This is a genomic window from Acidimicrobiales bacterium (assembly GCA_016716005.1).
Lineage (GTDB): Bacteria > Actinomycetota > Acidimicrobiia > Acidimicrobiales > JADJXE01 > JADJXE01.
In genome coordinates this window covers 2,513,702-2,537,024 of the sequence record JADJXE010000001.1, presented here as the reverse complement: position 1 = coordinate 2,537,024, position 23,323 = coordinate 2,513,702, and the positions used below count along the sequence as shown (strand labels likewise).

24 protein-coding genes are annotated in these 23,323 nt (G+C 75.4%); 15 read left to right on the top strand and 9 right to left on the bottom strand.

Annotated features, from left to right (window positions below; all coding sequences use genetic code 11):
- The first annotated feature begins 10 nt into the window (after positions 1 to 10).
- Positions 11 to 664 carry a metal-dependent transcriptional regulator gene (locus IPM45_12550; protein MBK9180364.1) on the top strand — a complete coding sequence of 218 codons (654 nt, stop codon included), beginning with the start codon at positions 11 to 13 and terminating at the stop codon, positions 662 to 664.
- A 30-nt stretch (positions 665 to 694) separates the two neighbouring features.
- Here IPM45_12550 and bfr read toward each other — a convergent pair whose 3' ends face one another.
- Entirely contained in the window at positions 695 to 1,171 is a 477-nt protein-coding gene (gene bfr, locus IPM45_12545) for a bacterioferritin (protein MBK9180363.1), read from the bottom strand.
- Between the two features lie 76 nt (positions 1,172 to 1,247).
- Entirely contained in the window at positions 1,248 to 1,439 is a 192-nt protein-coding gene (locus IPM45_12540) for a (2Fe-2S)-binding protein (GenBank protein MBK9180362.1), read from the bottom strand.
- A 333-nt stretch (positions 1,440 to 1,772) separates the two neighbouring features.
- On the opposite strand from IPM45_12540, the gene IPM45_12535 reads away from it, so the two are divergent.
- Positions 1,773 to 1,976: a heavy-metal-associated domain-containing protein gene (locus IPM45_12535; protein ID MBK9180361.1), complete on the top strand. Its 204-nt coding sequence runs from the start codon at positions 1,773 to 1,775 to the stop codon at positions 1,974 to 1,976.
- Here IPM45_12535 and IPM45_12530 read toward each other — a convergent pair.
- Together IPM45_12530 and IPM45_12525 are read right to left on the bottom strand one after the other, a co-directional pair.
- Positions 1,952 to 2,245, bottom strand: a complete 294-nt coding sequence (locus IPM45_12530) for a CDGSH iron-sulfur domain-containing protein (GenBank protein MBK9180360.1) — start codon at positions 2,243 to 2,245, stop codon at positions 1,952 to 1,954. The genes IPM45_12535 and IPM45_12530 overlap by 25 nt on opposite strands.
- Before the next feature lie 48 nt (positions 2,246 to 2,293).
- On the bottom strand, positions 2,294 to 4,360 hold the full coding sequence (locus IPM45_12525) for an AAA family ATPase (GenBank protein MBK9180359.1): 2,067 nt from the start codon (positions 4,358 to 4,360) through the stop codon (positions 2,294 to 2,296).
- A 159-nt stretch (positions 4,361 to 4,519) separates the two neighbouring features.
- On the opposite strand from IPM45_12525, the gene IPM45_12520 reads away from it, so the two are divergent.
- From IPM45_12520 to lnt, 6 genes are all read left to right on the top strand, one after another.
- Entirely contained in the window at positions 4,520 to 5,512 is a 993-nt protein-coding gene (locus IPM45_12520; GenBank protein ID MBK9180358.1) for a patatin-like phospholipase family protein, read from the top strand.
- A 12-nt stretch (positions 5,513 to 5,524) separates the two neighbouring features.
- Entirely contained in the window at positions 5,525 to 6,610 is a 1,086-nt protein-coding gene (gene hemE, locus IPM45_12515; protein ID MBK9180357.1) for a uroporphyrinogen decarboxylase, read from the top strand.
- The gene (gene hemH, locus IPM45_12510; protein MBK9180356.1) at positions 6,607 to 7,524 is read left to right on the top strand and encodes a ferrochelatase; all 918 of its coding nucleotides are present in this window, start codon (positions 6,607 to 6,609) and stop codon (positions 7,522 to 7,524) included. Before hemE ends, hemH begins: the two co-directional genes overlap by 4 nt.
- Positions 7,525 to 7,562: 38 nt before the next feature.
- Positions 7,563 to 9,011, top strand: a complete 1,449-nt coding sequence (hemG, locus tag IPM45_12505; protein MBK9180355.1) for a protoporphyrinogen oxidase — start codon at positions 7,563 to 7,565, stop codon at positions 9,009 to 9,011.
- On the top strand, positions 9,008 to 9,700 hold the full coding sequence (locus IPM45_12500) for a class E sortase (protein MBK9180354.1): 693 nt from the start codon (positions 9,008 to 9,010) through the stop codon (positions 9,698 to 9,700). The genes hemG and IPM45_12500 overlap by 4 nt, the downstream gene beginning before the upstream one ends.
- Positions 9,701 to 9,764: 64 nt before the next feature.
- Complete coding sequence (gene lnt, locus IPM45_12495; GenBank protein MBK9180353.1) at positions 9,765 to 11,255, top strand: apolipoprotein N-acyltransferase; 1,491 nt, start codon at positions 9,765 to 9,767, stop codon at positions 11,253 to 11,255.
- A gap of 21 nt (positions 11,256 to 11,276) precedes the next feature.
- On the opposite strand, the gene IPM45_12490 is transcribed toward lnt, so the two are convergent.
- Positions 11,277 to 11,714, bottom strand: a complete 438-nt coding sequence (locus IPM45_12490; GenBank protein ID MBK9180352.1) for a D-tyrosyl-tRNA(Tyr) deacylase — start codon at positions 11,712 to 11,714, stop codon at positions 11,277 to 11,279.
- A 93-nt stretch (positions 11,715 to 11,807) separates the two neighbouring features.
- Between IPM45_12490 and IPM45_12485 the strand changes: the two genes are divergently transcribed.
- From IPM45_12485 to IPM45_12470, 4 genes are read left to right on the top strand one after another with little or no spacing between them, the layout of a single operon-like run.
- Positions 11,808 to 13,094 (top strand): glycosyltransferase family 4 protein, encoded by a 1,287-nt coding sequence (locus IPM45_12485; protein MBK9180351.1) that lies wholly within the window; start codon positions 11,808 to 11,810, stop codon positions 13,092 to 13,094.
- A 3-nt stretch (positions 13,095 to 13,097) separates the two neighbouring features.
- Positions 13,098 to 13,841, top strand: a complete 744-nt coding sequence (locus tag IPM45_12480) for a methyltransferase domain-containing protein (protein MBK9180350.1) — start codon at positions 13,098 to 13,100, stop codon at positions 13,839 to 13,841.
- A gap of 1 nt (position 13,842) precedes the next feature.
- Positions 13,843 to 14,913, top strand: coding sequence for a prenyltransferase (locus tag IPM45_12475; GenBank protein ID MBK9180349.1), 1,071 nt, complete (start codon positions 13,843 to 13,845; stop codon positions 14,911 to 14,913).
- Between the two features lie 12 nt (positions 14,914 to 14,925).
- Positions 14,926 to 16,311, top strand: coding sequence for a DUF1298 domain-containing protein (locus tag IPM45_12470; protein ID MBK9180348.1), 1,386 nt, complete (start codon positions 14,926 to 14,928; stop codon positions 16,309 to 16,311).
- A gap of 16 nt (positions 16,312 to 16,327) precedes the next feature.
- Here IPM45_12470 and IPM45_12465 read toward each other — a convergent pair whose 3' ends face one another.
- Genes IPM45_12465 through IPM45_12450 form a run of 4 tightly spaced genes read right to left on the bottom strand, consistent with a single transcriptional unit; the run spans position 16,328 to position 19,328 of the window.
- Entirely contained in the window at positions 16,328 to 16,957 is a 630-nt protein-coding gene (locus IPM45_12465; GenBank protein MBK9180347.1) for a class I SAM-dependent methyltransferase, read from the bottom strand.
- Positions 16,957 to 17,610: a nitroreductase family protein gene (locus tag IPM45_12460; GenBank protein MBK9180346.1), complete on the bottom strand. Its 654-nt coding sequence runs from the start codon at positions 17,608 to 17,610 to the stop codon at positions 16,957 to 16,959. Before IPM45_12460 ends, IPM45_12465 begins: the two co-directional genes overlap by 1 nt.
- A gap of 46 nt (positions 17,611 to 17,656) precedes the next feature.
- Positions 17,657 to 18,109, bottom strand: a complete 453-nt coding sequence (locus IPM45_12455) for a GtrA family protein (GenBank protein MBK9180345.1) — start codon at positions 18,107 to 18,109, stop codon at positions 17,657 to 17,659.
- Between the two features lie 10 nt (positions 18,110 to 18,119).
- Entirely contained in the window at positions 18,120 to 19,328 is a 1,209-nt protein-coding gene (locus IPM45_12450) for a glycoside hydrolase family 1 protein (protein MBK9180344.1), read from the bottom strand.
- 17 nt (positions 19,329 to 19,345) lie between these two features.
- Between IPM45_12450 and IPM45_12445 the strand changes: the two genes are divergently transcribed.
- From IPM45_12445 to IPM45_12435, 3 genes are all read left to right on the top strand, one after another.
- Entirely contained in the window at positions 19,346 to 20,203 is an 858-nt protein-coding gene (locus IPM45_12445) for an acyl-CoA thioesterase II (GenBank protein ID MBK9180343.1), read from the top strand.
- A 49-nt stretch (positions 20,204 to 20,252) separates the two neighbouring features.
- Positions 20,253 to 21,515, top strand: coding sequence for a PQQ-dependent sugar dehydrogenase (locus IPM45_12440; protein MBK9180342.1), 1,263 nt, complete (start codon positions 20,253 to 20,255; stop codon positions 21,513 to 21,515).
- Between the two features lie 150 nt (positions 21,516 to 21,665).
- Positions 21,666 to 23,216: a GGDEF domain-containing protein gene (locus IPM45_12435; protein ID MBK9180341.1), complete on the top strand. Its 1,551-nt coding sequence runs from the start codon at positions 21,666 to 21,668 to the stop codon at positions 23,214 to 23,216.
- Positions 23,217 to 23,323: the final 107 nt, after the last annotated feature.

Sequence of the window (23,323 nt, the reverse complement as noted above, 5' to 3'; positions counted from 1 at the left end):
GACTCCGACCGTGCCCGAGTACCACCCCGCCTTCGAGGAGTACTGCGAGGCGATCTTCGAGCTCCACGAGGACGACGTCGAGGTGATCCAGGCGAGGATCGTGGAACGCCTCGGGGTCTCCCGGCCGGCGGTGTCGGAGATGGTGCGGCGGATGGAGGGCGAGGGCCTGGTCGCCATCGACGGCGGCAGCATCCGCCTCACCGACTCGGGTCGTGCGCTGGCCGAGCAGGTCGTCCGACGCCATCGGCTGGCCGAGCGGTTCCTCACCGACATCCTGGGCCTGTCGTGGGCGGCGGCCCACAAAGAGGCGGGCAGGTGGGAGCACGTGCTCTCCGACGCCGTCGAGGAGGCGATCGACCGGCTCCTCGGCCGGCCCACCACTTGCCCCCACGGCAACCCGATCCCCGGCTCCACCTACGCCGCGCCCGACGCCCGGCCGCTGGCCGAGGTGGCCGTGGGCGAGCCCTTCACCGTCGCCCGCATCCCCGAGGAGCTCGAGTTCACACCGGGGTTGCTCGAGTTCCTCGAGTCGTCCTCGATCACCCCGGGCCGCCGGGGGGTGGTGACCGCCGTGTCGCCGGACGGCACGCTCACCGTCGAGATCGACGGTGCCGCCGTGGGCGTCGGCTCGTTCGCCAGCGCGCGGATCCTGGTCACCGCGTAGGGGACCCGGCCGAGGGCCCCCGGCCGGGCCTCAGCCCGCAGCGAACAGCTGCTGGGTCAGGTAGTTGGCCTCGCCGATCTGGCCGATCGTCTCCAGCTGGGTCTCCAGCCAGTCGGTGTGCTCCTCCTCGGAGGTGAGGATCGACTCGAACAGCTCCCGGCTGCCGTTGTCGCCCACCTCCACGCACACCGCGATGGCCCGGTTGAGCCGCTCCAGCGCCGCGTACTCGATGTCGAGGTCGAGCCGGAACTGCTCGGGCACCGTCTCGCCCAGGCGCACCGACCCCATGCGCTGCAGGTTGGGCATGCCCTCGAGGTACAGGATCCGGTCGATCAGCAGCTCGGCGTGCCTCATCTCGTCGATCGACTCGTGCTTCACGAACTCGGCCAGGCGCAGGTAGCCCCAGTTCTGGCACAGCTTGGCGTGGCCGAAGTACTGGTTCACCGCGGTGAGCTCGGCGGAGAGCACCTCGTTCAGGAGCTCGATGACCTTGGGATCGCCGCGCACGTGGCCTCCTCGGACGACGGGATGCGGGTGAGGCTAGTAGGAGGGCCGCCCCGGGGCCCTGCCCGCCGCGAGCGGATCAGGCCGCCGACGAGGTGGCCCGGGCGCGAGAGCCGGCGGCCTCCGCGAGCAGCTCGAGGATCGCCTGGTGGCATCCGCCGCAGTCGGACCCGGCCGTGGTGGTCGACGCCACCGCCTCCACGTCGCCCGCCCCGGCGGCGACCGCGGCGCGGATCGCCCGGTCGCCCACCGCCCGGCAGTGGCACACCAGCGCCACGTCAGGCCACCCGCGCCCGGGTGCGGACCGCCACACACATGGCCGTTAGGTTCACCTATCACCCGGCGGTTGTCAACCCTCTCGCAGGGCCTTGACGGGCCCGCGCCCACCCGTTCACACGCTCGATGTTCGGTCTCCCTAACAGCTGACGTAGGGCGCCCCCGAGCCGGACCGCACCGTCGGGGCCACGGCGGCCGACGTCGCCTTCGACGGCGTGCCGGCCACGCTCCCCGCCGGCGAGACGGTCGAGTCGGTGATGACGAACGGGGAGCGCGGCATAGTCACCACCGTCGAGGTCTCCTGACGGGTCGGGCCTAGCCTGGCGCCATGACGCGCACCTACTCCGTCCCGGGCATCAGCTGCGACCACTGCAAGCACGCCATCGAGGGTGCGGTCGCCGGGGTCCCCGGGGTGGCGGAGGTGAAGGTCGACGTGGCCGCCAGGACCGTGGCGGTGGACGGCGACGCCACCGACGACGCCGTCCGGGCCGCGATCGACGAGGCCGGCTACGACGTCGCCGGCGTGTCCTGATCGGGAGGCGGGCCGGCGCCGGGGCCACTGCTACCGGCCGGCCCTCCGGGCTCCGGGCCCGGCGGGGCGAGGGAGCCGTCGAAGCCCATCGTGCGATGGGTGCCGTCGCAGAAGGGCTTGGTGGGCGACTGCCCGCACCGGCACAGGGCGACGTTCGCGCCCCCGCTCACGTCCAGCTCGGTGCCGGCCGCGTCGGTGAGCCGGAAGGGCCCGGTCACCACGTAGGGGCCGTCGGTGCGGATGCGGATCGTCACCTGCTCGTCGGCCATCGCCGCCGAGGGTAGCGGTGACCACCGGGCCCGGGACGACGACCGCCGCTACTCGGCCAGCGCGTCGGGGAGCGGCTCGGCGTGGACGACGGCCAGCCGCTTGGTGGCCCGGGTGAGGGCCACGTAGAGCGCCCGGAGGCCCTGCGCCTCCTCGGCGACGATCCGGCTGGGCTCGACGACGACGGCGGCGTCGAGCTCGAGGCCCTTCACCAGCCCGACCGGCACCACGGTGACCGGGCGCTCGAGCCCCTGGCGGTCGGCCCGGCCCACGTCGAGCCCGGAGACCTCGAGCGCCTCCTCGATGGGCCCCACCAGCGACTCGGGCACGATCACCGCCACGCTGGCCTCCCCCAGGGCGGCGAGGGCGTCGGCCGCCTCGTCCGCCACCGCGGCCCCCAGGTCGGGGCCGGCACCCCGGATGTGGGGTGGGTCCTCGCCCTCGCGCACCGAGCTGGGCGGCGCCAGACCCGGCGCGGCCACCGACAGCACCCGCGCCGCCAGGGCCATGGCCTGGCTCGGGATCCGGTAACCGATGGTGAGCTCGCGCAGGCGGGACGGCTTGCGGTCGGGCAGGTGGGCGAGCACGTCGTCCCACCGGTCAGGGGCGAACGGGCCCGTGGCCTGGGCGATGTCGCCCACGACCGTCATCGAGCCGTTCAGGGAGCGGCGAGCGAGCATCCGCAGCTGCATCGGGGTGAGGTCCTGGGCCTCGTCGACCACGATGTGGCCGTAGGTGCGCACGTCGTCGTCGCCCTTGTCGCCCCTCGTCGGCCTGGATCCCAGCAGGGAGCGGGCCTCGTCGAGCAGCGCCACGTCGCCGGCGGTCCAGACCACGTCCGCGACCGAGAGGGACCGGCCCCGGTGCAGCAGGACGAGCTCGCGATCGTCGAGCACGCCCCGGCCGGCCGAGCGCAGCAGCGGCAGGGAGCCGAACAGGTCGTGCAGGAGCTCGGCCGGGGTCAGCACGGGCCACATCCACTCCAGCGCGGCCCGCACCTCGTCGGTGCGGCGGACCCGGTCGCGCACGGTGGTCGGGTTGAGGCTGTCGCGCCCGCTGCCGGCCAGCGCCGCGAACACTGCCTGCTCGACGAACCGCCGGGCGGCGTTGTGGCGCCGGAACCGGCGGCGGGCCTGGCGCACGATCCGCGCGCTCTCGTCGGCGGTGAGCCGGAGGCTGGTGAGGCCGTAGCCCACCACCAGGTCGGCGCGCAGCGGCCGCTCCCGGTCACGGACGGCCCTGGTGAGCACCGAGCTCATGCGGGCGTCGCCCTTCACCCTCGCCGCGTCGGGGTGGTCGGTGCCGCGCACGCGCACGTCGGGCACGAGGTCGGCCAGGACGACGAGCTCGACGCCGGCCTCGCCGAGCGACGGGAGCACCCGGTCGATGTAGCGCAGGAACACCCGGTTCGGGCCGACCACCAGCACGCCCTGGTCCTCGAGCGGGAACCGGTGGGTGTAGAGCAGGTACGCCGCTCGGTGCAGCGCGACGACCGTCTTGCCGGTGCCCGGACCGCCCTGCACCACCATCACCCCACCGGGCTCCGAGCGGATGACCTCGTCCTGCTCGCCCTGGATGGTGGCGACGATGTCGCGCAGCTTCCCCGTGCGCGACTGCTCGAGAGCGGAGATGAGGGCGCCGTACCCGTTGATCTCCCGCCCGTCGACGGCACCCTCGAGGTGGTCGAGATCGAACAGCTCGTCCTCGAGGTCGAGCAGCGTGCGGCCCTTCACCATGAAGTGGCGCCGGCGCACGAGGCCCATCGGCACCCGACCCGTCGCCCGGTAGAACGGCTCGGCCACCGGCGCCCGCCAGTCGACCACCACCGGCTCCTGCCGGTCGTCGCTGACGGCCAGCCGGCCGATGTGGAACGTCTCGCCGGCCCCGCGGTCGATCCGGCCGAACACGAGGGCCTCGTCGCCCAGCTCGAGCTGCGACAGCCGGGCGCGGATGGTGTCCTCGATCACGTCGCGCTCGTAGCGGGCCTGGTGGGTGCCGCCCCGGCCGACGTCGGCCAGGCTCCGGAGCCGCACGGCCGCCTCTCGGGCACGGTCGAGACAGTCGTACGCGTGGTCGACGTAGGCCTGCTCGGCCGCCAGCTCCGGGTGGGTCCCCATCACCGTCCTTTCCCGGACCCGAGGGATGCCGACTGGGACATCGAGGATCGACCATCGTACCGGTACCCGCCGGGCTACCCGGCGATCGGGCGCTTGAGCGCACCCCGAGCGCCGGGGTGCACGACGCGGCGGCGTCCCGGTCGCGCTAGTGATGGGGGGATGGCGCCGTCGATCGGACTGGTGCTCGGCGCGGGAGGGGCCACGGGTGGCGCCTTCCACGCCGGCGCGCTCACCGCCCTGGCCGACGTCACCGGCTGGGACGCCCGCACCGCCGAGCTGGTGGTCGGCACGTCGGCGGGGGCGGCCGTGGCCTCGGGCCTGCGGGCCGGCCTGTCGCCCGCCGACCTCGCCCACCGGGCCGCCGGCCGCCCGCTGTCCCCCGAGGGCGAGGCCCTCCTGGCCGGCGCCGGGCCGCCCGTCGATCCGCTCCGCCTGCCACCGGCCCGCCACTGGTGGCCGCCGGTCCCGGCCGCGCCCCGGCTCCTGGTGACCGAGGTGCTGCAGCCCTGGCGCTGGCGAGCCGGCGTGGCCCTGGCCGCCGCCCTCCCGGAGGGCACGCGCTCCACCGACCCGCTGGCCGAGCGGGCCCGGGCGGTGCACGCCGGCCGGCGGTGGCCGGAACGACCGCTGTGGATCTGCGCGGTGCGGCTGGGCGACGGCGCCCGCGTGGTCCTCGGGCGGGACGTGCGGGTCGACGCCGACATCGGCGACGCCGTCGCGGCCTCCTGCGCGGTGCCGGGGCTCTTCGCGCCCCGCCGGATCGGACGCGACCGGTACGTGGACGGCGGCGTCCACGCGCCCACCAACGCCGACCTGCTGGCCGGGCTGGGCTTCGACCTGGTGGTCGTGTCGTCGCCGATGTCGGCCACCGCCGACGGCCTGCGGGCCGCAGCCGACCGCATCCCCAGGGCGTGGCACCGCCACACCCTGGACACCGAGGTCGCCGCGGTGCGCCGGATGCACACGCCGGTCCTGGTGCTCGAACCGACCGCCGCCGACCTGCGCGTGATGGGCGTGCGCGCCCTCGACGCGGGCCGCGCCGCGGCGGTGGCCGGCCAGGTGGAGGCGGGCGTGCGGCGGCGCCTCCAGCGGCCCGAGGCCGCGGCCGACGCCCCTGCGCTCGACGTGCTGCGGGCGGCCGCGGCCGCGTAGGGTCGGTGGGCGGTGCCCCCTCCCCCTGCGCTCTCCGACGGCCCGTTCCTGCGCGCCTGTCGCCTGCAGCCCGGCCCGCGCGTTCCCGTGTGGTTCATGCGGCAGGCCGGGCGCTCCCTGCCGGAGTACCGGGCGGTGCGCGGTGAGGGGTCGATCCTGCAGGCCATCGCCCGGCCCGACGTGGCCGCCGAGATCACCCTGCAGCCGGTCCGCCGCTACGGGGTCGACGCGGCCGTGCTCTTCTCCGACATCGTCGTGCCCCTCGCCGCCATCGGCTTCGGGGTCGACGTGGCCCCGGGCACGGGGCCGGTCGTCGACCGGCCGTTCCGGCGGGCCGCCGACCTGGACCGGCTGCGCCCCCTCGAGCCCGAGAGCGACGTGCCGTACGTGCTCGAGACGGTGCGCATCCTCGTGGGGGAGCTGGCCGTGCCGCTGCTCGGCTTCGCCGGCGCCCCGTTCACCCTGGCCAGCTACCTGATCGAGGGCCGCCCGTCGCGCACCTACGCGGGCACGAAGGCGCTGATGTACGGCGAGCCGTCGCTGTGGCACCGCCTGCTCGACTGCCTGGCCGACCTCTCGCTGGCGTTCCTGCGGGCGCAGATCGAGGCCGGGGCGTCGGCGGTGCAGCTGTTCGACTCGTGGGCGGGGGCGCTGTCGGCACCCGACTACGAGCGGTACGTGCTCCCCGCCAGTCGCAAGGTGCTGGAGGGCGTCGCCGACCTGGGGGTCCCTCGCGTGCACTTCGGGGTGGGCACCGGCGAGCTGCTGGGGTTGATGGCCGACGCCGGTGCCGACGTGGTGGGCGTCGACTGGCGGGTGCCGATCGACGAGGCTCGCCGCCGCATCGGCGCGCACCGCGGCGTGCAGGGGAACCTCGACCCGGCGGTGTGCCTGGCCCCGTGGGAGGTCGTGGCCGCGCAGGCGCGCGACGTGCTGGCCCGCAACGGTGGCCGGCCGGGCCACGTGTTCAACCTGGGCCACGGCGTGCTGCCCGAGACCGACCCGGGGGTGCTCGAGCGGCTCGTGGAGCTGGTGCACGCCGAGGGCCGCGCCGACGGCCCCGTCACCGAGGATCCGACCACCGAGGAGCACCCATGAACGACCGCGTCGGCGTCGTGCTGATGGCCTACGGCACCCCTCGCCACCCTGACGAGCTCCCCGCCTACTACACCGACATCCGGCGGGGCCGGCCCCCCACGGCCGAGCTGCTGGCCGAGCTGCGCGGGCGCTACGACGCCATCGGCGGGCTGTCGCCCCTCGCGGCCATCACCGACGCCCAGCACCGCCGGCTGCAGGCGACCCTCGACGAGCGGGCCCCCGGCCGCTTCGACGTGCGCCTCGGCCTCAAGCACACCCCGCCCTTCATCGAGGACGCGGTGCGGGGCCTGGCCCTCGACGGCGTCACCCGGGCCGTGGGCCTGGTGCTGGCGCCGCACTGGTCGGCTCCCTCGATCGGCACCTACCAGGAGCGGGCCGCCTCCGCCGGCGCCGGGCTGGGGCTGCGGGTCGTGCCGATCGACAGCTGGCACCTCGAACCCGCCTACCTCGACTTCCTGGCGGCCGGCGTGACCGAGCGCCTGGCGTCGCTCCCCGAGGGGTCCAAGGTGCTGTTCACCGCCCACTCGATCCCGCAGCGGTACGTCGACAGCGGCGACCCCTACCCGCAGCAGCTCCGACAGACGGCCGAGGCGGTGGCCGGGCGGGTCGGCCTGCAGCCGTGGTCGGGCTGGGCGGTGGCGTGGCAGAGCGCAGGCCGCACCCCGGACCCGTGGATCGGCCCCGACGTGCTCGAGGTGCTGCGCGACCTGGGGGCCACCGGCAGGGGAACCGGCGTCCTGGTGTGCCCGTGCGGCTTCGTGGCCGACCACCTCGAGGTGCTCTACGACCTCGACGTCGAGGCCCGCGCCGTGGCCGAGGGGGCGGGCCTGGCGTTCGCCCGCACCCCGTCGATGAACGACGATCCGACGGTGCTCGGCGCGCTGGCCGACCGGGTCGCCGCCGCCGCCGGGTGAGCGGCACCCCACCCCGCCCGATCGCGGGCGGCGAGGGGGTGGGCGGCTCGGCACCCACCGGCCGCCGGCACGTCGTCGTCGTCGGTGGGGGTGTGACCGGCCTGGCCGCGGCCCACGCCCTCCGGGGCGGCGACGACCCGCCCGCGGTCACGGTCCTCGAGGCGTCGGGACGACTGGGCGGCAAGATCCTCACCACGCCCGTCGACGGGATCGCCGTCGACGCCGGGCCCGACAGCGTGCTCGCCCGGGTGCCGTGGGGCGTCGACCTCCTCCGCGAGCTGGGCCTGGGCGACGAGCTGGTGTCGCCCGTGCAGGGGTCGGCGTACGTGTTCACCCGGGGACGCCTCCGGCGCATCCCCGAGGGCCTGGTGCTGGGCGTGCCCGCCGACCTGGCGTCCCTGGCCCGCTCGGGCGTGCTCTCCCCGGCCGGCGTGGCCCGGGCCGGCCTCGACCTGGTGCTGCCCCGCTCCCGCTTCTACGGGCCCGACGCCGACTCGGTCGGCGCCGTGGTCCGGGCCCGCTTCGGGCGCGAGGTGGCCGAACGCCTGGTCGACCCCCTGCTGGGCGGCATCAACGCCGGCGACGCCGACCGCCTGTCGCTGCGGGCGTCGGCCCCCCAGCTGGGCGCCGTGGCGTCGGGCTCCCGCAGCCTCCTGCTCGCCCTCCGGGCCCAGCAGCGGGCCCAGCGGGCCGCGGCCACGGCGACAGGCGGCGCCGCGCCCGTCTTCGTCACCCTGCCCGGGGGCCTCGGCCGCCTGATCGACGCCCTCGCCCTGCGCCTTCGGGGCGCCAAGGTGGCGCTCGACCACCCGGTGGAGCGCGTCGAGCGCGACCCGGCGTCGGGCACGTACGTCGTGCACACCGCCGGCCCCAACCGCCGTCGGGTGGGCGCCGACGCCGTCGTGCTCGCAACCCCGGCGCCGGCGGCGGCCGCCGTGCTCCGCGACATCGCCCCGGCCCCGGCCGCCCGCCTGGCTGCGGTGCCCTACTCGTCGGTCGCCCTCGTCACCCTGGCCCTGCCCTCGTCGGCCGTCGGCCACCCCCTCGACGCCAGCGGGCTCCTCGTGCCGCGACGTGAGGGGCTCCTGGTCACTGCCTGCTCCTTCGGCTCCAGCAAGTGGGCGCACTGGGCCCGCCCCGGCCGGGTGCTGCTGCGGGTGTCGGCCGGGCGGTACGGCGACGAACGGGCCCTCGCCCTCGACGACGGCGCCCTCGTCGACGCGCTCCTCGCCGACCTCCGCACGATGCTCGGCCTGACCGGCCGGCCCGACGAGGCGAGGGTCACCCGCTGGGAGCGGTCGTTCCCGCAGTACGAGCCCGGCCACCTCGACCGGGTGGCGGTGCTCGAGGCCGAGCTGCGAGAGGCGGCGCCGGGCGTGGCCCTGGCCGGGGCGGCCTACCGGGGCGTCGGCATCCCCGCCTGCATCCGCCAGGGCCGTGAGGCCGCCACCGCCGTGGCCGCGCACCTGGCCGGGAGGAGCGCGTGAGCCGCCACGACGAGGTCAGGTCCGGGCCCCGGCCCGCCGATGCTCCGGGTGTGAAGGGCCGCCTGCTCGCCGTCGTGGCGTCGTCGCTGCTCGTCGTGGGCGTCCTCGTCGGCCTGCTCGTCGCCGACCCCGTCGAGGGTGGACCCGACCCCGTCCTCGCGACCGACAGCCCCGTCCTGCTGGCCGGCTCGGCGGCCGGTCGCCCGGCCGCCCCGAAGGCGTCGGCCACGACGGTCGCGACCCTGCCGCCGCTGCCCCAGCCGGCCATGCCCCCCGACGACCCGTACGCCCCCGAGCCCGACGTGGTCGTGGGCACCATCGAGATCCCGAGGCTGGGCGTGGCCGAGACGCTCCGCCAGGGGCTGTCGCTCGTGACGATCGACCGGGGCCCGAGCCACTGGCCGGGCACCGCCCTCCCGGGCCAGCTCGGCAACGTCGTGGTGGCCGGCCACCGGGTGACGCACAGCAAGCCCTTCCGGCACCTCGACCAGCTCGTGGCCGGCGACCAGGTGGTCTTCACGGTCGCCGGCGCGCGCCACGTGTACGAGGTGACCGGCGCCGAGGTGGTCACGCCCGATGCCGTCCGGATCGTCAGCCAGACCCACGACCGCACCGGCACGCTCTTCGCCTGCCATCCCCCCGGGTCCGCGTCCCACCGGTACGTGGTGCACCTCCGCTACGTCGGCTGATCGCCCGCCGGGGCGGCCGGCCGACGTGCCGACCCCCCACGGAGCGGCGATCATGGACGCCCGCATGCCCCGCTCCCTCCTCGTGACGCTGGCCGCTCTCGGCGCCGGGCTCCTCGTGGCCGCGGCGCTCCCCCCGGTGGGGGTGTGGCCGCTCGCCGTCGCGGGGATCGCGATCCTCGACCGCCTGCTGGCCGGGCAGGGCGCCGCCACCCGCTTCCGCCGGGGGTCGCTCGTCGGTGCCGGCTGGCTCTTCCCCACCCTGGCCTGGATGGTCGACATGACCCTCCCCGGCTACGTCGTCGCCGCCACGGCGTACAGCGCCCTCGTCGGGCTGGCCGCGCTGGCGGTGCCACCCGGGCGGGGCCGACGCCTCGCCCTGCCGGCGGCCCTCACCCTGGTGGAGGCCCTCCGCTGGGCCTGGCCGTTCGGCGGAGTGCCCCTCTCGACCCTGGCCATGGGCCAGGCCGCCGGCCCCCTGGCAGCCGTCGTCCGGGTGGGCGGGAGCCTGCTGCTGGTGGCCGCGGTGGCCACCGCCGGCGTCGCCCTGTCCGCCGCCCTCGAACGGCGCTGGCGGCCGGCCCTCGCCGGCCTGACCGTGGTGGCGGCCCTGCTCGCGGCGGCCGCGGTGGCCCCCGACGGCCGGGGGGCGGGCCGGCTCGACGTCGCCCTGGTGCAGGGCGGCGGGCCCCAGGGCACCCGGGCCTCCTCCACCGACGAGCGCCAGGTGTTCGAGCGCCACCTGGCCGCCAGCCGCGACGTCCCCCCCGGCACCGACCTGGTGGTGTGGCCCGAGAACGTGGTGAACGTCGAGGGCCCCGTCACCGAGACCCGCGAGGGCCCCGAGCTGGCTCTGCTGGCCCGATCGCTCGGCACCACCCTGGTGGCCGGCGTGGTCGAGGGCGACGGCGACGCGTTCCACAACGCGGCGGTGGTGTGGGCCCCCGACGGCACCATCGTCGACCGCTACGAGAAGGTCCAGCGGGTGCCGTTCGGCGAGTACGTGCCCTTCCGCAGCCTGCTCGACGACCTGGTCGACCTGTCGGAGGTCCCCCGGGACGCGGTCGTGGGCGCCGGGCCCGCCGTGGTCGACTCGCCCCAGGGTCCCCTGGCCGTGGCCATCTCGTGGGAGATCTTCTTCCCTCGGCGGGGGGTCGACGGGGTCGCCAACGGCGGCGAGCTGCTGCTCAACCCCACCAACGGCTCGTCGTACCGAGGGATCCTCGTGCAGAGCCAGCAGATCGCCTCGTCGCGGCTACGGGCCATCGAGACCGGGCGCTGGGTGCTCCAGGTGGCCCCGACCGGGTTCAGCGCCCTCGTCACGCCCGACGGCCGGGTCGTGGCCCGCAGCGCGGTCGGCGAGCAGACGGTCGTCACCGGCACCGTCGAGCGCCGCACCGGCCGGACGCTGTACGTGCGCTGGGGCGACGCACCGGTGCTGGTGCTCGCCGCCCTGGCCCTCGGGCTGGCCTGGGCCCTCGCCCACCACCACCCCGGGGCGCGACGGCCGGCCCCGGCGGCGGTGCCGGCGACCCCCGAGCCGAGCCCCGCCGACTGAACCGGGCCGGGTCCGGCCCCCTCACACCTCGAGCAGCAGCGTCACCGGGCCGTCGTTGGCCAGCTCGACCACCATCTCGGCCCGGAAGCGCCCGGTCTCGACGGTGGCGCCGAGCTCCCGCAAGCGGTCCACCACCGCCTCGACCAGGGGTTCGGCCTGCTCGGGCGGGGCCGCCGCGACCCACGACGGCCGACGCCCCCGGGCGGTGTCGCCGTACAGCGTGAACTGGCTCACCACCAGCACCTCGCCGCCGGTCTCCGCCACCGAGCGGTTCATCACACCGTGCTCGTCGTCGAGCACCCGCAGGTGCCACACCTTGGCCGCCAAGCGGTGGGCGGCGGCCTCGTCGTCGCCGTGGGTGACGCCCACCAGCACGCACAGCCCGGCCCCGATCCGCCCCACGACGGCGCTGTCGACGCTCACGCGGGCCCATCGCACCCGCTGCACCACGGCCCGCACGGCCCGCCACCCTAGGCACCCCGGCGGGCACCGGTGGGGCCCCTCGCCCGACCGCACTTGACCCCCCGGTCAAGAGCCGTAGGCTGTCCCGTCGTGTCTGCTCCGGATGGCCCGCTCCGCATCGCCCTGCTCTCCTACCGGGGCAAGCCGCACTGCGGCGGCCAGGGCGTGTACACGCGCCACCTGAGCAAGGCGCTGGCGGACGTCGGGCACCACGTCGAGGTGTTCTCGGGCCAGCCGTACCCCGTGCTCGACGACCGGGTGACCCTGCACCGGCTCCCCAGCCTCGACATCTTCAACGAGCACTTCCCCGGCCGGATGCCGGCCTTCTGGGAGATCAAGACCCTCCCCGACGCGGCCGAGCTGCTCACGTTCTGCACCGGCACGTTCCCGGAGCCCCTGGCCTTCACCCTGCGCGCCTACCAGCACGTGAAGCAGCGCCCGGGCGAGTTCGACCTCGTCCACGACAACCAGAGCCTCGGGTACGGGCTGATCGGCATCCAGCGCCTCGGGGTGCCCGTGATCGCCACGATCCACCACCCGATCACCGTCGACCGGCGCCTCGAGCAGGACCACGCCCCCAACTGGCGGAAGCGGTTCTCGGTCGGGCGCTGGTACGGCTTCACCGCCATGCAGAGCCGGGTGGCCCAGCGCGTCCCCAAGGTGATCACGGTGTCGGAGAACTCCCAGGCCGACATCCACCGCGACCACGGCGTGCCCCTCGACCGCATGGCCGTGGTGCCCGTCGGGGTCGACCCCGACCTGTTCCGGCCGCTCCCCCACGTGGAGCGCCGGCCCGGGCGCATCATCACCACGGCCTCCGCCGACGTGACGATGAAGGGCCTCGTGTACCTGCTGGAGGCGCTGGCCAAGATCCGCACCGAGCACGAGCACGCCGACCTGGTGGTGATCGGCCGACCCAAGGAGGAGGGCAAGGCGGCCCGCACCATCGAGCGCCTCGGCCTGGAGCCGGTCGTGCACTTCGTGTCAGGGGTGTCCGACGAGCGCATCGTCGAGCTCTACGCCGAGGCCGAGGTGGCCGTGGTGCCCAGCCTCTACGAGGGGTTCTCGCTGCCGGCCATCGAAGCCATGTGCTGCGCCGTGCCGCTGATCGCCACCAGCGGCGGCGCCCTCCCTGAGGTGGTCGGCGCAGACGGCGACACCGCCCTGGTGGTCCCGCCCGGCGACAGCGACGCCCTGGCCGCCTCCCTCCGGCGGGCGTTCGCCGACCCCGCCCTCCGGGAGCGGGTCGGGCACAACGGCCGCCAGCGGGTGATCGACCGCTGGAGCTGGCGGGTCACCGCCGAGCGAACCGTGGCCCAGTACCGCGAGCTGCTCGCCCTCCCGAACCCCTGCGGCACGCCTGCCGGGGCCCGCTGAGCGGTGCTGACCGTCGAGTACGACCGGCTGGGCGTCCGCGCCGGCGACCGCCTGCTCGACCTCGGGTGCGGCGCCGGGCGCCACGCCTTCGAGGCCGCCCGCCGCGGGGCGCGGGTGGTGGCCCTCGACTACGACGCGGCCGAGCTGAAGGACGTGGCCGCCCTGTTCGAGGGCATGCACGAGACGGGCGAGGCCACCGGGCCCACGGCCGCGGTGAACGGCGACGCCGGGCGCCTCCCCTTCCCCGACGGCGCCTTCGACCGGGTGATCGCGGCCGAGGTGCTCGAGCACCTGCCCGAGGATCAGCGGGCCCTGGCCGAGCTCGCCCGCGTGCTGCGCCCCGGTGGGACCATGGCCGTCACGGTGCCCTCCTGGCTGGCCGAGCGGGTGTGCTGGGCCCTGTCCGACGAGTACCACGCGCCCTTCGTGGCCGGCGGCCACGTGCGCATCTACACCGAGCCGGAGCTGCGGGCGAAGCTGGAGACAACCGGGCTGCAGCTCGTCGGGGCGCACCGAGCCCATGCCCTCCACACGGCCTACTGGTGGCTGCGCTGCGCCGTGGGCCCCACCGACGACGACCACCCGCTCGTGCGCGCGTACCACCGCGTGCTGGTGTGGGACATCACCGACCACCCGCCCCTCACCCGCTGGACCGAGCGGGCACTGAACCCGGTGCTGGGCAAGAGCCTGGTGCTGTACGCCCGCAAACCCGAACAGGAGCCGTCACGTGCGATCGCCCGAGCCTGAGCTGAGGATCCCCGAGGTCGACGGCGTGCTGTCGGCAGCCGAGGCCGAGCGAACGGCCGACGCCATCGCGGCGCAGCAGACGCCACAGGGGCTGATCCTGTGGTTCCCGGGGGGCCACGCCGACCCCTGGAACCACGTGGAGGCGGCCATGGCGCTGGCCGTCGCCGGTCGCCGGGCCGAGGCCGAGCTGGCGTACCGGTGGCTCGCCGACCACCAGCTGCCCACCGGCGCCTGGCACCACTACTACCTGGCCGACGGCATCGAGGACCCCAAGTTCGACACCAACGTCACGGCCTACGTGGCCGCCGGCGTGTGGCACCACTGGCTCGTCACCCGCGATCGCGGCTTCCTCGAGACCATGTGGCCGGTGGTCGACCGGGCCATCGAGTTCGTGCTCGACCTGCAGACGCCCCGCGGCGAGATCATCTGGGCCCGCCACGCCGACGGCACGCCCTGGTCGTTCGCGCTCCTCACCGGCTCGTCCAGCATCGCCCACAGCCTCCGCTGCGCGATCGCCATCGCCGAGGAGATGGGCGAGGAGCGGCCCGACTGGGAGCTGGCCGCGGCCCGGCTGTCCCACGTGATCGCCACCCAGCCCGACGCCTTCGCCCCGAAGCACCGCTGGGCCATGGACTGGTACTACCCGGTGCTCGCCGGGGTGATCGAGGGTCGGGCCGGTCGCGACCACCTGGCCCGGCGGTGGGGCACCTTCGCCATGGGCGGGCGGGGGATCCGCTGCGTGAGCGATCGGCCGTGGGTCACCGCCGCCGAGACCTGCGAGTGCAGCCTGGCGCACCTGGCCGTGGGCGATCGCGACACCGCGCTCTCGCTGTTCGCGTGGGCGCAGCGCCTCCGCCACCACGACGGCTCGTACTGGACGGGCATCGTCTACCCGGAGGAGATCAACTTCCCCGGCGGCGAGCAGTCGACGTACACGGCTGCGGCGGTGCTGCTGGCCGCCGATGCCCTGGCCGGCGCCTCCCCGGCGGCCGGGCTGTTCCTGGGGGAGACGCTGCCCGAGGTGATGCGCCTGGGCGACGACGACCCGGATCCCGATCTCGTGTCGGACTAGCGTCGGGCGGCGATGCCGGACCGGGAGCTGCGCTTCGAGCGGTCGATGACCGACGCCGAGGCGCTCATGTGGAGCATCGAGCGCGATCCGTGGCTCTCGCCGAGCGGCGCGTCGATCACGCTGTTCGACCGCCCGATCGACTTCACCCGCTTCCGGCGCCTCATGAGCAGCGCGGTGGCCGCCGTGCCTCGGCTGCGCCAGCACGTGGTCGCCCCGGCCGCACCGCTGGCACCACCCCGGTGGGAGACCGACCACGAGCTCGATCTCGACTGGCACGTGCGCCGGGTCGGGGCGCCCGGCAGCGGGAGCCTCGACGACCTCCTCGAGTGGATGGCGCTGTTCATGCAGGACCCCTACGACCGCTCCCGCCCCCTCTGGCAGTACGTCGTGATCGACGGCATCGAGGGCGGGCTCGGCGCCATCGCCTCCAAACTCCACCACGTCGTGATCGACGGCCAGGGGGCCGTCCGCCTGGCCGAGGCGTACGTCGCTGTGGAGCGCGACGCGCCCGACCCCCCCGAGGTCGACCTCGCCGCCGCCCTCGCCGCGGACCGCGAGGCCCCGCCCGGGGTCGTCGACGGGGCTCGCGACCTGGTGGCCGGCGCGCTGCGCCTCCCCACCAGCGCCGGCCGCAGCGTGGTCGATGCCCTCACCCACCCGCAGCGGCTGCTGTCGGCCCGCCAGGAGGCCGAAAGCCTGGCGCGCGCCACCCGCGACCAGCTCCACCCGGCCGGCTCGACCCTGTGGCAGGCCCGGTCCCGGCGGCGACGGGTGGAAGCGCTGAGCATGCCGTACGACGCCGCCCACGACGCGGCCAGAGCGCTCGGCGGCACCCTCAACGACCTGTTCGTCGCCGGCGCGGTCGACGCCGGGGTGCGCTACCACGAGGCGCTCGGCGCCGAGGTCGAGCGCTTCCACCTCACCTTCGTCGTCAGCACCCGGGCCGGTGACGACGGCGCCACCAACGCCTTCACGCCGATCCCGGTCGACGTGCCCGCCGGCCGCATGGACCCCAGGAACCGCTTCGCGGTGATCCGCGACCTGCTCCACGCCCGCCGCGGCGACGTGCACGGCAGCGGACCCATGGCCACGGTCGCGGCCCTCGCCAACCTGATCCCGACCGCCGTCGTGACCAGCACGATCCGCTCGCAGGCCGCCCACATCGACTTCGCCACCAGCAACCTGCCCGGCTACCTCGGCGACACGTACGTCGCCGGCGCCCGGACGCTGCACACCTACGTGTTCGGCCCGGTGGCCGGCACCGCGTGCAACCTCACGCTGTTCACCACGGCCGGCAGCGTCGACATCGGCGTGCACGCCGATCCGGCCGCCATCACCGACACGGCCCTGCTGCGCCGCTGCCTCGACGACGCCTACGCCGACCTGCTGGCGGGCTAGGGCCCGCGCCCGGCGGTCAGCCGGCCCGGCAGAGCACCCGCAGGCTCCCCACGGCGCGCAGCTCCACGAAGCGGCCCGACCCGAGGGCCCGGCGGTACACCTCGTAGGGCGGGCGGCCGCCGTCGGCGGGGTCGGGGAAGACGTCGTGGATGGCGAGCAGCCCGCCGGGCGCCACCTTGGGCCCCCAGGCGTCGAAGTCGGCGTGGGCCGGGCCCTCGCCGTGACCGCCGTCGATGAAGAGGAGGGCCAGCGGTGTCGCCCAGTGACCGGCGACGCGCACCGACTCGCCCACCACCGCCACCACTGCATCCTCGAGGCCGGCACCGGCGATGGTGCGCCGGAAGCACGGCAGCGTGTCGAGCCGGCCGACCTCCGGATCGACGAGGTCGGGCTCGTGCCACTCCCAACCGGGCTGGTTCTCCTCCGACCCCCGGTGGTGGTCGACGGTGAAGAGGAGGGTGCCGGCGGAACGGGCGGCCGCGCCCAGGTAGATCGACGACTTGCCGCAGTAGGTGCCGATCTCCAGCAGCGGGCGGCCGGGCACGGCGGCCGCGGCCTCGGCCCCCGCCTCGTGCAGGGCCAGGCCCTCGTCGGGAGGCATGAAGCCCCGGGCGGCCTCGGCCGCCCGGCGCAGCACCTCGTCCATCACCAGCTGTCCCAGTGCACGACCCGGTCGAGCGGCACTCGGGGTGCCGGCTTGAAGTCGGTGCCCCGGGTGTGGGCCACCGGGATCAGCGCCGTCTGCATGGTGGTCTCGAAGGGGATGCCGAGCAGCTCTGCGGCCTGCTCCTCGTAGATCAGGTGCAGCGTCGTCCACGACGTGCCGAGGCCGCGCGCCCGGGCGGCGAGCATGAAGCTCCAGGCCGCCGGCAGGATCGACCCCCACACGCTGGCCTGGAACAGGGCGGGCTGGCCGTCGGTGCGCCCCTCGATGCACGGCACCAGCAGCGCCGGCGCCCGGTGCATGTTGTCGGCGAGGTACTGCGCCGACGCCGCGACCCGCTGCTGGGTGGGCGCCCGCTCGGGATCGTCGGCGAAGAGGGCACCGGCGAAGAACGGCGCGCTCTTGTAGAACTCCCAACCCTGCCGGTAGAGGTCGGCCAGGGCCAGGCGGATGGCGGGGTCGGTGACGACCACGAAGTGCCAGCCCTGCTGGTTGGAGCCGCTGGGCGCCTGCGTGGCCAGGGCCAGGCACTCCTCCAGCACCTCCCGCGCGAGCGGGCGATCGAAGTCGAGGCGCTTGCGCACCGCCCGGGTGGTGGCGAGCAGCTCATCGGGCGTGAGGTCGAGCAGGGCCATGGCGGCGTTCCCCCGGGGACGGTCGGCGATGCGTGAGCCCGGCAGCCTACCGAGGGCTCGGCGCGGGCTCGCCCCGGTGGAAGAGCACCCGGTCGAGCAGGAAGAACTTGGCCACCCACAGCAGCCCGAACGCGGTCAGGTTGGCGGCGCTCACCGCCAGGGTCGAGGTCGTCCAGTTGTCGACGATCGCCACGAACAGCGTCGACAGCAGGAGCCCGGCCAGCGCCATGCCCCAGAACGGCATGATCTCGCCCCACAGGCGGTTGCGGTCGTTCTTCCCCCACACCCAGTACCGGCTGAGGATGTAGGCGGGCACGGCCGACACGCTGACCGCCACCACGTTCGAGGCGGTGCCCGGCCACCCGAGGAGGCCGTGGGTGACGATGATCACGACCTGGGTGATAACCACGCCCACCACCGAGACCATCGAGTACTTGACCGCCTTGCGGCCCAGGTCGGAGCGCAGGTGGGCGACCACGGCCGAGGGGCGGAGATCCATCCCGGCCAGGCTACGGCGTGGGGAGCAGGGCGTTGGCCCGGGCGCACGCGCCGAGCCAGCGGGCCGACGGCTTCACCTGCCGCTCCTGGGTCGTCCGGTCGACGGCGACGATGCCGAACGTGGGCGCGTAGCCGAGCACCCACTCGAAGTTGTCGAGCAGGCTCCAGCACGTGTAGCCCAGCACGTCGATGCCGTCGTCGAGGCACCGGCCCACACCCTCGAGGGCGCGCTGCACGTACACCACCCGACGCTCGTCGTCGGCGGTGCCGATGCCGTTCTCGGTGACCAGCAGGGGCGTGCCGTCGGTGACCTGCCACGCCCGGCGGATCGTGGCCTCGAGGGCCTCGGGCCAGAACTCGTAGCCCATGAGGGTGGTCTCGACGCCGGGCTCGGGGCCGAGGGTGCCGCCCGGCCCCACGCGGGTGCGGCTGTAGGTCTGCACGCCGAGGAAGTCGTCGGAGGCGGCCGCCTCGAGGTAGACGTCCTCCATGTTCCGCCGGATCCGGTCCCGGTACGCGTCGCCGCCGTCGACGGCCTGGTAGTCGCTCATCGCCAGCGTGAGCCCCGCGGGCACGTCGGGGGCCACCGAGCGGATGGCCTCGACCGAGCGCCGGTGGGCGTCGACGAACACGTCGTTGGCCCGGCGGCGCAGGTCGGAGCTGCGCTCGCCGGGCGGGAACACACCGGCCAGGTAGCCCATGGTGGCCACGATGTTGGGCTCGTTGAAGGTGCAGAAGCGGTCGACCAGGTCGCCCAGGTGCTCGGCGGCCACCTCGGCGAAGCGGACGAACCGGTCGCCCACGTCGGGCGACAGCCAGCCACCCAGGTCGGCGGCCCAGCGAGGGGTCGTGAAGTGGTGCAGGGTGACGACGGCCTGCAGACCGTGCTCCTTGCACGCCGCGCAGACCCGCCGGTAGTGGTCGAGGGCCGCCCGCGACACCTCGCCGTCCTCGGGCTCGATCCGGCTCCACTCGATCGAGAAGCGGTAGCTCCCGAAGCCGAGCGCGGCCAGCAGGGCGACATCGTCGCGGTAGCGGTGGTACTGGTCGCAGGCGTCGCCGCTGGGCTCGACGCACGGCGAGGCCGGGTCGTGCTCCCAGGCCCACCAGTCGTTGTTCCAGTTGCCGCCCTCCACCTGGTGGGCGGCCGTGGCCGTGCCCCACGTGAAGCCGTCGGGGAAGCTGCGCTGCGTCACGGCCGCCGACGCTAACCGCCCCATCTGGGAGGATGCCGACCATGCAGTCCGCCCTCGACGACCTCGTCGCCCTGCTCGACCTCGAGGCCATCGAGGTGAACCACTTCCGCGGCACCCAGCCGAACGAGGACCGCCAGCGCGTGTTCGGCGGGCAGGTGGCCGGCCAGGCCCTGGTGGCCGCGGCCCGCACCGTCGACGCCGGCCACGTCCACTCGCTGCACGGCTACTTCCTGCGGCCCGGCGACCCCGGCATCCCGATCCTCTACGAGGTCGACCGGATCCGCGACGGGCGCAGCTTCACCACCCGGCGAGTGGTCGCCATCCAGCACGGACGGGCGATCTTCAACCTGCAGGCCAGCTTCCACGTCGACGAGGAGGGCTTCGAGTACCAGGCGCCCTTCCCGCCGGGCGTGCCCGACCCCGAGTCGCTGCCCGACTTCAAGACCCGCATGGCCCCCTGGGCCGAGCGGCTCGGCCCCTGGTACCACCGGCCCCGGCCCATCGACACCCGCGACGTCGACTTCGTGCCCCCCCACGACCACACCCCCCAGCCCCCGCACCAGCGCGTGTGGCTGCGCGCCGCCGGCCGGCTGCCCGACGACCCGGTGCTGCACACCTGCGTGCTCACCTACGCGTCCGACCTCACCCTCCTCGACACCACCCTCATGCCCCACGGCATGACCCACTCGTGGGACGAGATCATCGGGGCCAGCCTCGACCATGCGATGTGGTTCCACCGTCCGTTCCGCGCCGACGAGTGGCTGCTGTACGACCAGTTCGTGGCGTCCACCTCCGGCGGGCGCGGCCTGGCCTACGGCTCGGTGTTCGCCCAGGACGGCACCATGGTCGCCTCGGTGGTGCAGGAGGGGCTGATCCGCCCGCTGCGCCCCCGCCCGTGACGCCCGGCGCCGCGACGGCGACCGGTCTGCCCGTGGGTACCCTCCACCCGTGACCGGACCTGCACGCCTCGCCCTCGCCGCGGTGGCCGCCGTGGCCGCGGTCGCCGTCCCGAGCGCCTGCGGCGGCGACGATCAGGGCGGCACCGGCGCCAGCCCGCAGCCCTCGGCCACGGTGACGGTGACGGCCCCCACCCCCTCGACCGAGTCGGCCCCGCCCGGCGCCGGGTCCACCCCACCGGACGAGCCTGCGCCGGAGGCCGCCGAGGTCACCCTCACCACCGTCGCCCGGCTCGACGAGCCCGTCCGCCTGCTCGCCCGGCCGGCCGACGGCGCCCTGGTGGTGGCCGAGCGGGGCGGGCGGGTGCTGGTGCTCGACCCGGCCGGCGGGGAGCCGGACGTGCTGCTCGACGTCCGCGACCTGACCGCGCCCGGCGGCGAGCGGGGCCTGCTCGACGTGGCCTACTCGCCCGACGGCGCCCACCTGTACGTGTCGTACACCGACACCGAGGGCACCTCGAACCTCGACGAGTACCGGGTGACCGACGGCGGCCTCCGCGTGGACCCCGGATCCCGGCGTCAGGTCCTCCGCCAGGAGCAGCCGTTCCCCAACCACAACGGCGGCGGCCTCGCGTTCGGCCCGGACGGCGCGCTGTACCTCGGCTTCGGCGACGGCGGTTCGGGCGGCGACCCGCTGGGCTCCGGCCAGGACCTGTCCACCCTGCTCGGCAAGATCCTGCGGATCGATCCCCGCCCCGTCGGCGACGACCCCTACGGCATCCCGGCCGACAACCCGTTCGCCGGCCGGGCCGGGGCCCGGGCGGAGATCTGGCTCTCCGGCGTCCGGAACCCGTGGCGGTTCTCGTTCGACCCGGCGACCGGCGACCTGTGGGTGGCCGACGTGGGCCAGGACCGCTACGAGGAGATCGATCTGCTCCCCTCGGCCGACGGCGGGGGACGGGGGGCGAACCTCGGCTGGAACCTGTTCGAGGGCGACCAGCCCTTCGAGGGCGCCGGGGACGCCGACGGCCTGGTCATGCCGCTCGCCACCTACGAGCACGGCGACCTCGGCTGCTCGGTCACGGGGGGCGTGGTCTACCGGGGTTCGGCCATCCCGCCGCTGCGGGGGGCGTACCTGTTCTCCGACTACTGCGCCGGCGGGGTGCGGGCGCTGGTGCCCGACGGCCGGGGCGGGGCCGACGTCAGCGACCTCGGCGTGGCCATCCCGTCGGTGGTGTCGTTCGGCGTGGATGCCGACGGCGAGGTGTACGTGCTGTCGCTCGACGGGGAGATCGCCCGACTCGACCCGGCCTGACACGCCCGGCGTCGCCTCGAGGTCCTGGCGAACCCTGCTCCAGACGGTGCGCCCAGGCCCGATGCTGCCCTGACACGCCCCGCGTCGCCTCAAGGTCCTGGCGAACCCTGCCGATGGACGCCACGGCGCACTGCGCCACGGGAGGCGTGCATGCGACAGCCCCGCCGAGCACGGCCGACGGGAGGCGGGGGGACGGCGAGGGCGCACGCCTGGCGCGACGTCGCCGTCGCGGTCGCCGCCACCGCGGTGGCCACGGTGCTCCTGGTGCGGGCGCAGGTCCCCGACGGCGTGGTCGACTGGTGGGACGGCGCGCCCCGCGGGCCGGCCAGCGTGCTGGTCGCCATCCTGGTGATCCTCCCCCTCGCGCTGGGCGCCCTGGCCCTGTGGCGCTGGCGCGAGGCCCGCAGCCTCGCCGACGACCTGGCGACGGTGGCCGCCCTCGACCCCGTCACCGGCCTCCCCGGCCGCCACGTCCTCATCAGCCGGCTGGGCCACCTGGAGCAGACGAGCGGGGGGGCGTCGACGCCGGCGGCCGTGGTGGTCCTGCTGGGCGAGCTCGACACGCTGCAGCAACGGCTGGGATGGAGCACCGCCGACGAGGTGCTCGCCGCGACCGGACGCCGGCTCGGCGCCGCCACCCGTGCCGGCGACCTGGTGGGCCGGGTGGGCGCGACCGAGCTGGCGGTGGTGTGCTCGGTGACGGGGACGGCCGAGGTCGAGACCGTGGCCCGCCGGGTGGCGCGGGCGCTGGCCGAGCCCCTCGACGTCGGCGGCGACCCCATCCGCCTCGAGGCCAGCGTGGGCGCGGCAGGCGGGCGCCTGCTGGCCCGCGACCCCGCCGCCATGCTGGCCGAGGCTGCGTCCGCGGCCCGCGCGGCGCGGGAGAGCGGGGGCGACCGCGTGGTCGTGCTCGCGCCGGGCTCGGCCGCCGGCGGTCGGCGGGCCGACGAGCGGCGCCTGGCCCAGGCCTTCGAGCGCGACGAGTTCCGGCTGTTCTTCCAGCCGGTGGTGCGATCGGGCGACGGGCACGTGGCCGGGGTGGAGGCCCTCATCCGCTGGCAGCACCCGCAACGGGGGATCGTGCCGCCCGGCGCCTTCATCCCGATGCTCGAGGAGAGCGGCCTCATCGTCCAGGTGGGGGCGTGGGTGCTGCGGGAGGCCTGCTGCCAGGTCCGGGCCCTCGACGCCCGCCCGGACGCCCCGCCCCTGCGGGTCGCCGTCAACGTCTCCCCTCGCCAGATCGCCGACGGCGATCTGCAGGCGGCGGTGACCGACGCCCTCCGCGCCAGCGGCCTGCCGCCCGAGCGCCTCACCCTGGAGATCACCGAGGGCGCGCTGGTGGCCGACCCGGGCCTGGCGTGGGCCCACCTCCGCGAGGCTCGCCGCCTCGGAGTCCACCTCGCGCTCGACGACTTCGGCACCGGCTGGAGCTCGCTCAGCTTCGTGCGGAGGTTCGTGATCGACCAGCTGAAGATCGACCGCTCGTTCGTGAGCGGTCTGGAGATCAACCCCGAGGACCGGGCCATCGTGGGGGCCGTGCTCGGCATCGCGCAGGCCCTCGACATCCCCTGCGTGGCCGAGGGCGTGGAGACCGCGGGCCAGGCCGAGACGCTCCGCACCATGGGATGCCCCCTGCTGCAGGGCTTCCACTTCGGGCGGCCGGCGCCCCTCGAGCAGGCGCTGGGCATCACCGTCGCGTAGGCACCCGGCACCCGGCACCCGGCACCCGGCACCCGGCACCCGGCACCCGGATCGCCGGGGTGTGAAGACCGGGCGATCCCGCGTAGAGAACGCGTCAACCCCCTTCC